This window comes from Saccharicrinis fermentans DSM 9555 = JCM 21142 (genome assembly GCF_000517085.1).
Taxonomy (GTDB): domain Bacteria; phylum Bacteroidota; class Bacteroidia; order Bacteroidales; family Marinilabiliaceae; genus Saccharicrinis; species Saccharicrinis fermentans.
Genome location: NZ_KI912107.1, coordinates 2235517 through 2250160, shown reverse-complemented (window position 1 = coordinate 2250160; position 14644 = coordinate 2235517). Strand labels below are relative to the sequence as shown.

Below are 14644 nucleotides of genomic sequence, written 5' to 3'. Positions count from 1 at the left end.
TAGAAGCATTAATAAAAAATCATTGAATAATAAGTCCAGCATATACTCAATAAATTAATTTATGATTGAAGCAAAAAACTTACAATATCACTATAGTGAAAAGCATAAACTATCATTCTCCAATATTTTCATAAAAGAGAAAGAACAATGCTTGTTAAAAGGCATATCAGGAAGCGGTAAAACCACTTTAATCCATTTACTAAGCGGAATACTAACGCCCGATCAAGGAACTATTTCAATCAATAATGTATTGCTCAATAACCTTAACCAATTTGGTTTAGATAAGTTCCGGGCTAATAACATTGGTTTGATATTTCAAAAGCATCTGTTTGTGCAATCCTTAACGATGCTTCAGAATGTAGGCTTACCCAAAAGCTTTTCAGGCAAAAGCAGCGATAAAAATCGAATTTTTCAACTAATGAATGACCTTGGAATTACCCCATTGGCAGATAAAAAACCATTCGAACTCAGTCAAGGGGAATTACAGCGTTTCTCGGTTGCAAGGGCTTTGGTTAATAAACCAAAAGTTGTTATTGCCGACGAGCCTACTTCGAGCCTTGACGATAAGAATTGCGAGCGATTTATTGAACTTATTAAAAAGAATTGCGACCAGCACGGAGCAACCTTACTAATAGCAACTCATGATGCCCGCATAGAATCACATTTTAATCAGATAATCCGTTTAAACTAACACAGCATGACTATTCTAAGTTTATCCCTAGCTCAATTAAAGTCAAGGCCATTTAATTCAGCGCTTAGCATTTGTATGTTCGCTTTAGGAATGGGTATTATCTCGCTTTTATTGCATTTTGAACAATATACACAAAACCAAATAAGCGGTAATTTGGCTGGCATTGATTTGGTCGTTGGTGCTAAAGGCAGCCCCTTGCAACTCATGATGTCTTCGGTATTACATGCTGATAATCCAACCGGAAATATATCATTAGATGAGGCTAAAAAAATCACAAAAAATCCGCTAGTTAAACAAACAATACCCATTGCATTGGGCGATAATTATAAAGGATTCCGCATTGTTGGAACATCAAAAGAATATGTTACTTTATTTCAAGGCAAACTCCAAACTGGGGAATGGAATAAGCACACTATGGAAGTGTTGATAGGAAGTAGTGTTGCCAACAATACAGGACTAAAAATTGGTGATAAATTTGCCGGTGTTCACGGTTTTATGGAAGAGGGACACCACCATGATGAGCATAAATATGTGGTGTCAGGAATTTTAAAACCAACTGGCAAGGTGGCTGACAGGCTTATAATCACAAATGTAGAAAGTGTTTGGAAAGTTCATGAAGATAATCATCACGAGTGTGAACATAATGATGACGATTGTGAACACGTGCATGAACACGACCATACGAATCATGCCATGGAAAATATTCTTCATAAAGTTGAGCACCATGAAGAATTATCAGAACATGAAATAGAACAATACCATAAGCATAAAGGAGGTATTGAAATTGATAAAGAAAGTACAAGCAAAGAAATTACAGCTTTACTGGTGTTTTATAGAAACCCAATGGCTGCCATTACTTTGCCTCGCATGATAAACCAAAATACAACAATGCAAGCAGCCTCTCCTGCCATTGAGTTAAATCGATTAATGGCTTTATTGGGGTTTGGTTTTGATGCGCTACGTATCCTTGCATGGGTTGTTATATTATTCTCAGGCATTAATATTATGATTCATTTATTGAACAAGTTAAATCAGGAAATAAATGAAATTGCCCTGCTACGTTCTTTAGGGGTCGGGAAGTTCAAAATCCTACTTTTACTCTTTGCCCAAAGTATCGTTTTAGCGGTTTCGGGTTGGCTTACTAGTATGTTAATAGTTAGGGTAGCTATCCTAATTATTAATTCCACCTCAAGTGATTTATTGATATCAATGCCACTCCATTTTATTGGAAAAGAAGCCATAATACTTGCTTATGCCTTGGGAGTAGGCATAGCCAGTGCCATAATTCCAGCTATTCGTGCATACAGAACAGACATTCATTTTCTTCTAAATAAAATATGAAAAAGTTAATACTAATATTTGGATGGTGCTTTATAGTTTGGCCTATGGCAGTTTCAGGGCAAACTAGTCCCAACAAAAACGCATGGGAAACACTTTTGAATGATGTTAAAATAAAATATGTGTACAGTATAAAATATGGCACATATTTGCCCAAACCAAAATTTGGTAAGGATTTAGTGCAGCTTGAAGGAAAGGAAATTACCCTCAAAGGTTTTTTTCTTCCTGTTGATATTACTGGAAACATTAAGGTTATCTCTTACAAGCCTATGGAAATGTGTTTTTTTTGCACAGGATCAGGTATTGAAACGATTATAGAAATAAATACGAATGAGGACTACGATTACAGATTTAAGCGTTTAAAAACAGATGATTACATCCTAATAAAAGGTGTTTTAACGTTGAATAAAGATGATTATGAGCACTTGGTATATGTTCTAAATAATGTTGAATTAGTTAAAGTCATAAAATAATCATTGCCATTCTCTCCTTCAGTATCGGCGTTGTTTAATGTCAGGTACCTAAAACCAACCTTTGGTTTTGTTCGAAATGCATACGTATCGGTCGATTACCTATTAACTGCTTCTCAAAATAATATCGTACCCCCTGAAGAAAAAACGCCAGGCTACCAATTATTTAATATGGGCTTGGGGGGTGATGTGAGCATAAAAAATCAAGTATAGCGGTGCAAGTGCAAAACCTGCTTATTCAATAAAATTAAACAATAATTAAATGAAGTATAATCTAATAAATTTTAAAATGATGAAATCAAAACTAAGAACAGTTGTATTATTCTTAGCCGTAGGAACTATGGCAGTATTAACATCATGCCAAAATGACGATGATATAGATGACTTAAAGCCTGAAATAGACATAACTATTGAGGATGCTTTTCCCGCACATTGCAGTGATACAATCTATTTTGGAGAACCCTTTATATTAAAGGTGAGGTTTACTGATAATGAAGAATTAGGTTCTTTTAGTCTTGATATTCACCATAATTTCGACCACCACTCTCACAGTACCGAGTTTATGGAATGCGAGCTTGACCCTGAAAAAAATCCAGTAAACCCCTATACCATCATAGAAGAATATGATATACCCGAAGGATTAGAAGAATATGTTACTGATTTTCCCATTACCATTCCTTCTTCAGATGCCTCTGGTCTATTTGACGAAGGGGATTACCATTTTCACATTAGTTTAACCGATAAAAATGGGTGGTCAACACAAGTTGGGATAGGGATAAAAATGGCACATAGATAAATAAAACAAGGTGCGATAGCCTAAAAAGCAAGCGTTTGGAAGCCAAGGGATGGGCTAACATACGCTTGCTTTTAGAGGGTAGTTAAATAAATATCCTTTTTTCCTTTCCTGTTTAATGTGGTGCTTTACTGTCGTAACCATTTTTAATAGTTCTCATTGTAGTCGTGAATTGTGCCCAACTACACCATTGGTCATTATCGCCAAATTCTTTAACCCACATTGCAGCTAAATTGGCGGAGATTCTTGTTTTGTAGCCACTTGCGATTTTTTGATTTTCATTTTGTGTACTACAGATTTTTTTCGGCCTTTTCTGTGTTAAGCTTTTGTATTATAACTAATTGATCTGCATTCAAATCATCTAAGTATCCGGCATTGACCATGGTGCGGTGGCATACCCTACCGTCTTCGTTGAAAACGCTCAAAATGACCTAAGAACATTTGAAAGAAAGACTAACCCATACAAACGTATAATTGGATTAAGTAACAAATAAAAAAGCAGTTGCTTTAAAAGAAACAACTGCTTTCAATTATTTTGTTTAAGAAGTTCTACAAACCTTGTTGCATCAGCTTTTTCGAAATTTCATCTTTTTTATGAGCATCAATGGCATCGCAAATTTTAACATAGTGAGACATTATATCCATATTGTTTAGGCACAACTTTATTAATCTACCACTAGCCAAAGATGTTACACCCTCATTCTCAATATTCGATATAGTATTTTTACTAAATCCTAAAATTACACTTAGTGTTGATGCAGCAATATGGTATTTCGTTCTAAAACTAATTATTTCATCAGGAGCAGCAGCTCCTTTAGCAACTAGGTAAGCACTTTTTAAAGCTTTCAAATTACGAGTTGCTTGATTCTTTGTATAGTGCTTAACTTGTTTTTCTCTATTAATCATACCCGTATTTTCATCTACTTCATAATCTAAGTAGTACGCTTCTACGTATGATAACTCCAAGCCCTTGTAATTCTTTTTTACAGTCTCGTGTATTTCCTTAGTGGGCTTATTTTTTCTTGTTAAAACTTTTTTTGTTTCCATAATTTCTAAATGGCTGATTCATCGGAAAATCAGGAATGTGATTAGAAAAAATTAGTATTTGTAAACCGTCCTCCTCAAGACCGTATTTTAAATATATCTCAACATTATCTTTACCAACAAAAGCACGGAATGCGCACACATTAAAATCTGCATTGCCGGAAGGGTCTATGCCTCTATAATAGTTCTCCGGGGTCAAATTTAATATTGTATGTTCTACATCTCCAACAGTAATATCATACTCAAGCATTAACTCTTCCAATTCAGAATTAGCCTTTGCCGTAAATGTAATATCAACTCCATTGGATATTCTTTCTCTTGTTTCATTTATAAACTCTTGTACAAGTTCAATGTTATCAACCGTGTTCGGTAGTTCTATCGTATTGCAAATCTTTACTACAAAGATACTAATTATTTCCACCGTTCCCAATCATTGGGAATATGCTATTTTTATTTACGGGCATTCTGAAATGTGGTTTCTATTTTTACTATCTTCATATAGCTAATTGTCAAGGGTATAATAATAAGCATTATATCCAAAGCATTTCTCAATTCATTAAAATATCTCAAAGCAGTATTCAAAACCCCTCATACATCAGCAAGTTGGCTGCAATTATTGGTAAGCTTGATAAATCACATAAAAAGCTCTTTAAATTTTAACCAACATTCAAAAAAGCCCTTAGAATATTGTCTTAAAGTCCTCAAAAGTAGCCTCAATAAGCTAAAAAGTATTCAAAAGCCTTCAAGAGCAGTTGAATTATACTATACAAGACTGCCTTACTCAATATTTCAGGTGCGTTATCACTCATTCTTTAACCCAAATTCAACGCTATGATACTACGCAGAACCATATTAAAGCAAGATTTGGTGAAAAAACTTTATCCTGATAGTATTTCCATCAAATCAGCTATGCAGCAGCTGCGAAACGAAATTGATGTTTGCCCGGCACTCAAGCAACAAATTGAACTTGCAGGAAACACCAAGCGTCACTATTACAACAAACAACAACTCCTTTTAATCCTGGAACATTTTTGTATAACACTTGAAGAATTTGAAACGCTTTGAATTTTCACAAAAGCTTGTCTAGTGCTAGAGAATATTTAACCTGTTCGTAAAACCTTCAATAAATGAATTATAATAAATACATTTATTGAAGGTTTTTTTATTATTTTTGACATAAAGTGACAAGTCAAAAATACAGAAATGAATATACTTGGCAAGAAATTAAGGGAATTAAGAGAGGGAAAAGGTTTGTTATTACGACAGATTGCAGCCGATTTAGAGGTGGATACTGCTTTAATTAGCAAGCTTGAACGTGGTGAACGAAGAGCACAGCGTGAACATATCACACAACTTGCATCCATGCTAAAAGTTCAAGAAGATGAATTGGTAATTTTATGGTTGGCTGATAAGATTAAAGATGTAGTGCGAAATGAGCCTTTAGGACTTGAAGCATTAAGATTTGTTGAACAAGATATTACACAAAAATAATGGCAAAGAAGAACGGAAATGGAGCAAACGAATCGCTCGAAAAGAAGTTGTGGACTACCGCAGACAAATTGCGTAAAAATATAGATGCAGCCGAATATAAACATATTGTATTGGGCTTAATATTTTTAAAGTATATCTCCGATGCTTTTGAAGAGCATTACGCTAAGCTTGTTGCAGGAGAAGGTGAATATGCCGGAGCTGACCCCGAGGATAAAGACGAGTACGGAGCAGAAAACGTGTTCTTTGTACCGGAGAAGGCTCGTTGGGCTTATATTCAATCACAGGCTAAGATGCCTAACATCGGTAAGTTGATTGATGATGCAATGGACTTGATTGAAGCTGACAATACTACCCTTAAAGGCATACTTCCTAAAACATTTGGACGTTCAAACCTCGACCCACAAACTTTGGGAGGCTTGATTGATACTATTGGTACAATAGCCTTGGGTGATGAGAAAGCAAAATCTCAGGACGTACTAGGTCGGGTTTATGAGTATTTCTTAGGTCAGTTTGCATTGGCAGAAGGTCAAAAGGGAGGTCAATTCTACACACCAGAGAGTATTGTAAAGCTTTTGGTTGAAATGTTAGAGCCATATAAAGGACGTGTTTACGACCCATGCTGTGGTTCAGGTGGAATGTTTGTTCAATCTGAGAAGTTCATTGAAAGCCATCAGGGGCGATTGGATGATATTTCTGTTTACGGACAAGAAAGTAACCAAACCACTTACCGCCTATGTCGTATGAACTTGGCTATACGTGGTATTGATGGCTCAAATATTAAATGGAATACTGAGGGTTCATTCCTGAATAACGCACATAAAGACTTAAAAGCCGATTATATTATTGCCAATCCTCCATTTAATGTGAGTGATTGGAGTGGTGAGCTACTACGTGATGATGCACGTTGGCAATTTGGTGTACCACCAACAGGCAATGCCAACTTTGCATGGGTACAGCACTTTTTGTATCATTTAAAGCCCGATGGCGGACATGCGGGTTTTGTATTAGCTAATGGTTCATTAAGCTCAAATACAGGTGGTGAAGGTGCTATACGTCAAAAGCTAGTAGAAAACGATTTGGTAGAATGTATTGTAATGCTACCTAAAGCCCTGTTCTTTAATACAGGTATTCCTGCTTGTTTGTGGTTCTTACGCAGAGGCAAAAAGCAACGTAATGGAGAAACGCTGTTTATTGATGCTTCTGAGTTAGGCTACATGATTAACCGCAAAAACCGTGTGCTTGCCCCCGAAGATGTAAGTAAGGTTGCAGATACCTATCACAATTGGCTCAACCAAGAGGGAAAAGGTAAAAAGGAAAAAGTAAAAGGTGAAGATGACGCAAACCTTTTACCTTCTACCTCTAATCTTTTACCTTACTCGGATGTAAAAGGCTTCTGTAAATCGGCTACCATTGAAGATATACAAAAGTACAAGTTTATATTAACTCCCGGGCGTTATGTGGGTATTCCCGATGAAGAAGACGATGGCATTCCATTTCAAGAAAAAGTTGATACACTTACTTCAAAGCTTAGGGCACAGATGGATGAAGCACAGGTTTTAGACAAAGAGATTTCAGAGCAATTGGCAAAGATCGGGATAAAGCTTTGATAGGTAAAAGGTGAAAAGTAGAAAGTAAAAGGTTATGAAAAGTTTGATGCAAGATAAAAGTTATGCTTTTGCAGTTCGAATTGTGAAACTTAGTAAATATCTGAATGAAAATAAAGAGTTTGTGTTAAGTAAACAGTTATTGCGAAGTGGAACTGCTGTTGGTGCATTATTAAGAGAAGCTGAATTTGCTCAAAGCACAGCTGATTTTATAAGCAAACAAAGCATTGCATTAAAAGAAGCCAACGAAACCATCTATTGGCTCGATCTTTTACATGATACTGATTATTTGGAATCAAAACTTTTTGAAAGCATTGTGGCAGATTGTAAAGAATTGGTTGCCATGCTTATTTCAAGTATTAAAAAGCTAAAAAATAAAAAGTAATAAGTTTAAAATATATGACGGCAAGGAATATAAATAGGAAACAGATTAACCATGGTAAAACACTTTTTACCTTTAACCTATTACCTTTTACTTTAATTATGCAACTGGCTAAAATTGGGATTGCATTATGAGAGAGTGGAAAGAAACAGAGATTGGACAAATTCCTATAAATTGGGAAGTAGGTACAATTGATAATATTGCAGAAGTTGTGACGGATGGTGCGCATTCTTCCCCAAAATTATTTCTAGGTGGAAGATATATGGCATCAGTCAAAGATATGACTTATAATAGTTTCGATTTTTCCGAATGTAAAACTATTAGCGAATTAGACTTTGAAAACCTTAAAAGACAAGGCTGTTCTCCTAAACGAGGTGACATATTAATTTCTAAGGACGGAGAAAAATGTTTAGACCTGATTTTTGTTTATAATCAAGAGGAAGAAATAGTTTTACTTTCTTCAATAGCTATTGTCAGGCTTAAAAAAAATTACAATGTACATTTCTACAGATATTATCTTTTATCTTATGTTGCTCAGACTATCATGTATAAATGGTTTCGCTCAGGTTCAGCAATACCTCGTGTTGTTTTAAGGGATTTTAAGAAAGTACCTGTTCCAATAATAGGGAGAAAGGAACAAGACAATATAGCATCTATTTTATTAAATATAGATAAAAAAATCTCCCTCCTTCGCCAACAAAACCAAGACTTAGAAGAACTGGCACAAACCCTTTTTAAACGTTGGTTTGTAGAGTTTGAGTTTCCTAATGAAAATGGGGAGCCTTATAAAAGCTCCGGTGGTAAAATGGTTGAGAGTGAGTTGGGTGAAATTCCGGAGGGGTGGCGAGTTGGTAAATTGGAAGATATTACATCAAGAATTACAGATGGTTCACACTTTAGCCCCAGTAGCGTAGAGAATGGTTTACCAATGGCTTCTGTTAAGGACATGAATGATTGGAACTTTAATATTGATTCATGTAGGAAAATATCTAAAGAAGATTACGATGAACTTGTCCGAAATGATTGTAAACCTCTTAAAAATGACATTCTCATTGCTAAAGATGGAAGTTATTTGAAGCATGTATTTGTTGCACCTAAAGATTTAGATGTAGTGCTGCTATCTTCAATTGCGATGTTAAGACCAAATGGAGATTATCATCCTATACTATTATCTATTTTCTTGAAACTGAAATCAACCATAAGAGAAATGAAGAATATAGTATCAGGTGCAGTTATTGAACGAATAGTATTGAAGGACTTTAGGAAATTCAGTTTAATCATACCTTCTATTGATATACAGATGGAAGCAAGTTTGCAAATTGAGCCTTTAATTAAAAAGTGCTGGACTAATATTGATGAAATTCAAACCCTTACCCAATTACGCAATACTTTATTGCCAAAGTTAATGAGTGGGGAGTTGAGAGTTAAAAATTAAGATATAGATTATGCAAGTTAAATTTCTTAAAGCCGGAAAGGGGGATGCAATTCTTGTAAAAAGCAAGGGGAAAAATATGCTGATTGATGGTGGTGATGATACAACTTATCTTCTAAAAGAATTGGATGAAATCTTTAATAACAATGAGTGTATCGACATTCTTGTAATTACACATCATGACTCTGACCACATAAAAGGTATAATTGGCTTTTTAGTTGAACTCAAGAAAAAACGCTTTGGAGTGCCAAAAGATTTTGTAAAACAAGTCTACTTTAATTCTCCTCGGATTATAAAGGGTACATCAATTCCTAAAGAATCAAAATACCTTTCTTATCAACAGGCTTCGGAAATAGAAATACTTATAAACTTTTTGGGACTGAAATGGGATACTATCCTACTAGATTCTTCTCCAATAATTCAATTAGGTGATGTTAAATTTACATGTCTTTCCCCTACAGAAGATATTGTTGACGGATATGCGAATAATAGTGGAGCTTTTCTTTCTGCGGACGAAGGTTCGGATTGGAATAAAAGTTTAACTGACCTCGAAAGACATGTTGTGGATAAAAGTCTCGATACCCGAATGCCTAATCAGAGCAGTATTGTATTACAATTGGAATACAATAAAAAAAGGAGTTTATTAACTGGAGATGTAACACCCAGAAGATTAGAATCTATCTTATTAAAACTATATGAAGAAAATGATAATAAATTAATACCATTTGATTTTATTAAACTCCCTCACCATGGTAGTCATAGGAATATTACGAAAGACATTATTTCTAAAATAAGCTGTAATAAATATGTGATATGCACTGATGGAAATAATCACTTTCTTCCTGACAAAAAGACTTTGCTTAAAGTAATAAAATATCAAGAAGTTAAAGGAAATAAGGTTTCATTCTTATTTAATTATTCAGAGACATTGGAAAAGCTTCGGATAACCGACATTGAAAAAAGAAAATACAACATTGTTCTTGAACCCAATAACTCAACAAATGGATACAGTTTACCAGCAATATAAGAAATGTGGGGTGAAAGTAAAGATTGACGTAGGTGGTTCTGAACGTTGGTCTTCCGGCTTTTTATATGCTACTTCGCCCAAAAGTCAATATAATTACGTTATCACAGCAAAACATACATTTAAGCATAGCAGTGATGATAATGAAGTATATATTGAGGATATAGACTTTGTTGAAATACAATGTTATAAACAAACAGAATTTACTCATTACGATTATATCCCTAAAAAAGAAGTTGCTGATAAGATAATACTATTCGAAAGTGATTTGGTAATCATATTAGTTCGTAAGAATTCGAATTTTGAAATTCCGTATATTCAAGTGTCAGATATTGTTTCAGGGAATTGTAAGGCATGGGCAATAACCAATGCCAACAACAATAGATTGTTTCCGCTTGATTTTAAAGTAAGTGACTCTGAAGAAAAACTATATACAATTGAAAAATGGGACAACTCAAAACAACTACACGGTTGCTCTGGTTCTGGTATAATATCGGAAGATAGGCCAATATTAAATGGCTTTATTATGAAATATCCAACTGAAGAATTCCAAGGTGGTTTTATAGATGCTGTCGATATTTCTTTTGAGCAAATAAATAACAAACTCTATAATCAAAAGCTAGAAGTATTATCTACAATAGATAATAAGAAAAAACGTATTGTGGGAAATCAATTAGTCGTGGACATTAATGATGTTACGATTAATGGTGTTAAATTGGATTTACAACTTGCCAGAAACAGAGTTATTAGTGATACATATGATGATTGGTTTCACGACCCACTCAATTTTATAGATTTATCACATGAAGATTTTCTATTTGAATATTTCAGAGATTCCTTTAATAAAGAGTATAAAGTTTCAGAAGCAGAGGTTTTCTATTTGCCCAAAAAGTCCTTTACATTAAGAAAGGCTATGGTTATACCTTATGCAGATAGGATTTTTTATTCTGCATTAATTGAAGTCATTGGCAAACGTATGGATAACGCTCTTTCTCCATATGTTTTTTCAGCCAGATACAATAAACAAAAGCATAATGGTCTAATAATTTCCGGAGTTGAGCAATGGAAAAAAATGCAATACTTATTAAAAGACTATTCCCTTAAATATAAATATGTTATTGAAATTGATATTCTGAATTTCTATGATAACATTGATATTGAACTTTTAGGAAAGAAAATCTCAGCTGTTTGCCAAACTCACAATGAGAGGAAAGCTTCAAAAGAATTAGTAAAAGTTTTAAAAAAATTTGCAGACAATAAATCTAATGGCATTCCTCAAAACAATGACGTATCTTCTTTATTAGCGACTTTCTATTTGAATCAGGTTGATGCATATATGAGACATCATGTTCCAGCATATGTTAGATTCATGGATGATATACGAATTTTCTGTAACGATAAGTTTGAAGCAAGAAGATATTTAACATTAATTGAAAAGGAACTTAGAAGACTAAACCTTTCACTTAATGGGCAAAAAACTAAAATTATAAACCTTAACCCTAGATTAAAAAAGGAAAAGGAAGCGATAGCTGACTCATATCGTAAAGCTTTTGATTTAGATAAAAGTAAACTATCAAGATTTTCCAAATCTCGTAATGTCAGCATAATTAATGAAGCTTTTCATCTAGCAATAAAGGTTCTATTAGAAAATGTTAAAGAAAATCCTACTGGAAGTAATTCTAATGAACGAAAATTAAATCAGGCAATCACTACAATAAGACGGTGCGTTTCTAAAGGTGTTAATTTGGAGAAAGAGAATAACATTACTCAATTTATTGAAGAAGCTGGCATCTTAATGAAAGAACGCCCATGGATTACTCCCCAAGTCTGCACTATGATTGGAGTTCTTGATAAAAAATATATATCGAGAAAGTTTTGGTCTGAGGCAATTGAAATAGTATTGGACGCAAAATTTAATATTTATCCATGGCAAGGTTATCATCTTTGGTTATTGTTAGCCAAGCATAAAATAGATGATGTGAATTTGAGAAAATATGCTAGTAATTACCTTGACTCTAATGATGAAACGTCAAGACCCATAATTGCGGCTATGATGATATACATGGGTACAATTGATAGTGATTATCGACGAGTTATTCTTAGAAAATACAATGAGGGTTTTACCCATGGTAACTTTCAGGATAGAATAGCATTAATTGTTTTAAGGGCAATAGATTCCTCAGAGGTGTCATTTAATAATGACAAAATAAAGGCTATACATGAAAGTTTGAATTATTTTAAAGATAAAGATTTGGTCTATATCCCTGGTGAAAAGGATGATATTGATATTGATTTAGAGTTATTACAAATCTATTCATTATGAGAGAGTTTGTTGTTTTTTACATATATAATAAATGGTATTACCATAATATTTCAGAAAATAAAAACGGTGTTGTAACCAACCTAGTTTATAATATAACCTTTAATTCTAATGACTTATATTATTGTACTCAGGTCTCTGAATTTATTAAACAATACAGTGAATTTTCCACTTCTCAATTACCCATACTAATTGATATAGAATCTTATTCAAAGCAGTTTATTCAAAAATCCAAACCTTTAGAAAATCAAGATAAATGGAATTTATTTAAACTTCTTAAAGAAAGACAACTACTGCCAAATGGATTTCAAATAGCTGAGGATAATATATTTGAATACATCCAAAAAGTCTCTGAGTTCATACAAGAAATAACAGAGAATACAGCCTTCCTTGAAAAAGAAAGATTTGAAAATATTGAGATTCCTGTTAATAGAATAATATATGAACGTCAACGGGAAGGAATTGCTGTTGATGTCGAATCTGCTAAAGAAAGAATAGAATATTTAGAAGAAACTGTTTTTAATACTAAAATAAAGCTTCAACTAGACTTTAAGGTCTTTTCCCCTGAAAAAAAAGAGGTTCAACTAAATTGGCTTGAAAGAAATGGAATAGGAATTACAGGTTCAATTGAGCGTACATTTAAAAATTATAGCAAGTTAAATAAAGGGTGTCAATTATTCTATGATTTAATTAGAAACCAGAAAGACCTAGATAGCTTCTTAGATATTTTAGCTCGTAGAGGAGGTAATTCTCGTACATTTCCAAGTTTTCATGGATTTGGGACAATTACTTCAAGAATAACGTTAAGGGAACCTGCTTTACAAAATATTAGAAGAAATAATCGTAGAATTATCAAGCCAGATGAAGAATGTACTTTTTTATATATTGATTATTCACAATTTGAAGCTGGTATTCTTGCCTCTATAAGTAATGATGATAAACTATGCAAACTATATGATTCGGATATATATAGTGATATGATTTCAAATATAGGAGGTACAATAGAAACAAGAGATGATGCAAAAATTGAGTTTTACAAATTTATGTATGGTGCTTCCAATCTTTTGCCAGCTGTAAATAGATATTTTTCAAAGTTTAAGAAATTAAAGGCATATAAAAAGAAAATTGAAAAAGAAGCTACGGAGAATAAGATTATTGGTACTGAAATGGGGAACTATAGAAATGTCGAAGGGAATATCGAAATTTCATTAAGTCATGTAATTCAAGCAACAGCTTCATTAATATTTAAAAAAGCAATTATAAAGGTCAATAAAGAAATCCCGGAGGCTCAGTTTGTTTTGCCGATGCATGATGCAGCATTATATCAAGTTAACAACAAATATGATTTTGAAGAAATAACAAATAAAGTGAAAGCTATTTTTATTCATGAATTTGCAGAGCAATGTTCAGGGATAACACCTAGAGTAAATGATAGTGAGTTTTATTCTTAAAATTAAGATACAGAAGTTATGTTTTTATTTTTCGATACAGAAACAACAGGATTACCAAAAAATTGGAAAGCTCCGGTTACAGATTTGAATAACTGGCCAAGAATGGTTCAAATAGCATGGATATTGTGTGACACAAAAGGAAATCGCATTGAAGCTAATGATTATATAATAAAGCCCAATGGTTTTATTATTCCTAAAGATGCATCGAATGTACATAGGATTACTACTGATAAAGCCAATAAAGAAGGTGCAGAATTAGAGGATGTTCTATGTAATTTTAATTCCCTTGTAGATAAAGCAACTTACATAGTTGCTCACAATATTAGCTTTGATGAAAAAATTATTGGAGCTGAATTCTTGAGAAAAAAAATCAAAACAAACTTTTCAGGGAGGAAGAAATTATGTACGATGCAAGCTTCAACGAATTTTTGCAGAATTCCTGGTCCCTATGGATTCAAGTGGCCAAAGTTGTCAGAATTACATCAAAAACTTTTTGGAGCTGATTTTGAGGAAGCTCATGATGCATCAGCAGATATTAATGCAACCGAAAAATGCTTTTGGGAAATGAGACGATTGGGGTTGATTTAATTAGAAAGATGAATGC

General features: G+C 33.5%; 15 protein-coding genes. 13 read left to right on the top strand and 2 right to left on the bottom strand.

Annotated elements, in window-relative coordinates; all coding sequences use genetic code 11:
• The first annotated feature begins 61 nt into the window (after positions 1–61).
• The 4 genes from CYTFE_RS0108760 to CYTFE_RS0108745 all read left to right on the top strand — a co-directional run bounded on the left by CYTFE_RS0108760 (position 62) and on the right by CYTFE_RS0108745 (position 3295).
• Positions 62–691, top strand: coding sequence for an ABC transporter ATP-binding protein (locus CYTFE_RS0108760; RefSeq protein ID WP_027471498.1), 630 nt, complete (start codon positions 62–64; stop codon positions 689–691).
• A gap of 6 nt (positions 692–697) precedes the next feature.
• A complete protein-coding gene (locus CYTFE_RS0108755; RefSeq protein WP_027471497.1) occupies positions 698–2032 on the top strand; it encodes an ABC transporter permease in 1335 nt (444 codons plus the stop codon).
• Positions 2029–2502 (top strand): hypothetical protein, encoded by a 474-nt coding sequence (locus tag CYTFE_RS0108750; protein WP_027471496.1) that lies wholly within the window; start codon positions 2029–2031, stop codon positions 2500–2502. The genes CYTFE_RS0108755 and CYTFE_RS0108750 overlap by 4 nt, the downstream gene beginning before the upstream one ends.
• Positions 2503–2761: 259 nt before the next feature.
• Positions 2762–3295, top strand: a complete 534-nt coding sequence (locus tag CYTFE_RS0108745; protein ID WP_235208176.1) for a DUF4625 domain-containing protein — start codon at positions 2762–2764, stop codon at positions 3293–3295.
• Between the two features lie 546 nt (positions 3296–3841).
• Here CYTFE_RS0108745 and CYTFE_RS0108735 read toward each other — a convergent pair.
• Positions 3842–4339: a hypothetical protein gene (locus CYTFE_RS0108735; RefSeq protein WP_027471494.1), complete on the bottom strand. Its 498-nt coding sequence runs from the start codon at positions 4337–4339 to the stop codon at positions 3842–3844.
• Positions 4305–4757, bottom strand: coding sequence for a hypothetical protein (locus tag CYTFE_RS0108730; protein WP_152541761.1), 453 nt, complete (start codon positions 4755–4757; stop codon positions 4305–4307). The genes CYTFE_RS0108735 and CYTFE_RS0108730 overlap by 35 nt, the downstream gene beginning before the upstream one ends.
• A gap of 410 nt (positions 4758–5167) precedes the next feature.
• Here CYTFE_RS0108730 and CYTFE_RS0108725 point away from each other — a divergent pair, with 410 nt between their 5' ends.
• The 9 genes from CYTFE_RS0108725 to CYTFE_RS0108680 all read left to right on the top strand — a co-directional run bounded on the left by CYTFE_RS0108725 (position 5168) and on the right by CYTFE_RS0108680 (position 14628).
• The gene (locus CYTFE_RS0108725; protein ID WP_027471492.1) at positions 5168–5401 is read left to right on the top strand and encodes a DUF4248 domain-containing protein; all 234 of its coding nucleotides are present in this window, start codon (positions 5168–5170) and stop codon (positions 5399–5401) included.
• A 138-nt stretch (positions 5402–5539) separates the two neighbouring features.
• On the top strand, positions 5540–5827 hold the full coding sequence (locus CYTFE_RS0108720; RefSeq protein ID WP_027471491.1) for a helix-turn-helix domain-containing protein: 288 nt from the start codon (positions 5540–5542) through the stop codon (positions 5825–5827).
• Positions 5827–7434 carry a type I restriction-modification system subunit M gene (locus tag CYTFE_RS0108715; RefSeq protein WP_027471490.1) on the top strand — a complete coding sequence of 536 codons (1608 nt, stop codon included), beginning with the start codon at positions 5827–5829 and terminating at the stop codon, positions 7432–7434. The genes CYTFE_RS0108720 and CYTFE_RS0108715 overlap by 1 nt, the downstream gene beginning before the upstream one ends.
• Before the next feature lie 34 nt (positions 7435–7468).
• Positions 7469–7816 carry a four helix bundle protein gene (locus CYTFE_RS0108710; RefSeq protein WP_027471489.1) on the top strand — a complete coding sequence of 116 codons (348 nt, stop codon included), beginning with the start codon at positions 7469–7471 and terminating at the stop codon, positions 7814–7816.
• A gap of 127 nt (positions 7817–7943) precedes the next feature.
• On the top strand, positions 7944–9248 hold the full coding sequence (locus CYTFE_RS25710) for a restriction endonuclease subunit S (RefSeq protein ID WP_052343099.1): 1305 nt from the start codon (positions 7944–7946) through the stop codon (positions 9246–9248).
• Between the two features lie 10 nt (positions 9249–9258).
• A complete protein-coding gene (locus CYTFE_RS0108695; protein ID WP_027471488.1) occupies positions 9259–10272 on the top strand; it encodes a ComEC/Rec2 family competence protein in 1014 nt (337 codons plus the stop codon).
• Complete coding sequence (locus CYTFE_RS0108690) at positions 10247–12592, top strand: RNA-directed DNA polymerase (RefSeq protein WP_027471487.1); 2346 nt, start codon at positions 10247–10249, stop codon at positions 12590–12592. Before CYTFE_RS0108695 ends, CYTFE_RS0108690 begins: the two co-directional genes overlap by 26 nt.
• Positions 12589–14040, top strand: a complete 1452-nt coding sequence (locus tag CYTFE_RS0108685; RefSeq protein WP_027471486.1) for a DNA polymerase — start codon at positions 12589–12591, stop codon at positions 14038–14040. The genes CYTFE_RS0108690 and CYTFE_RS0108685 overlap by 4 nt, the downstream gene beginning before the upstream one ends.
• Before the next feature lie 18 nt (positions 14041–14058).
• On the top strand, positions 14059–14628 hold the full coding sequence (locus CYTFE_RS0108680) for a 3'-5' exonuclease (RefSeq protein WP_027471485.1): 570 nt from the start codon (positions 14059–14061) through the stop codon (positions 14626–14628).
• Positions 14629–14644 lie beyond the last annotated feature (16 nt).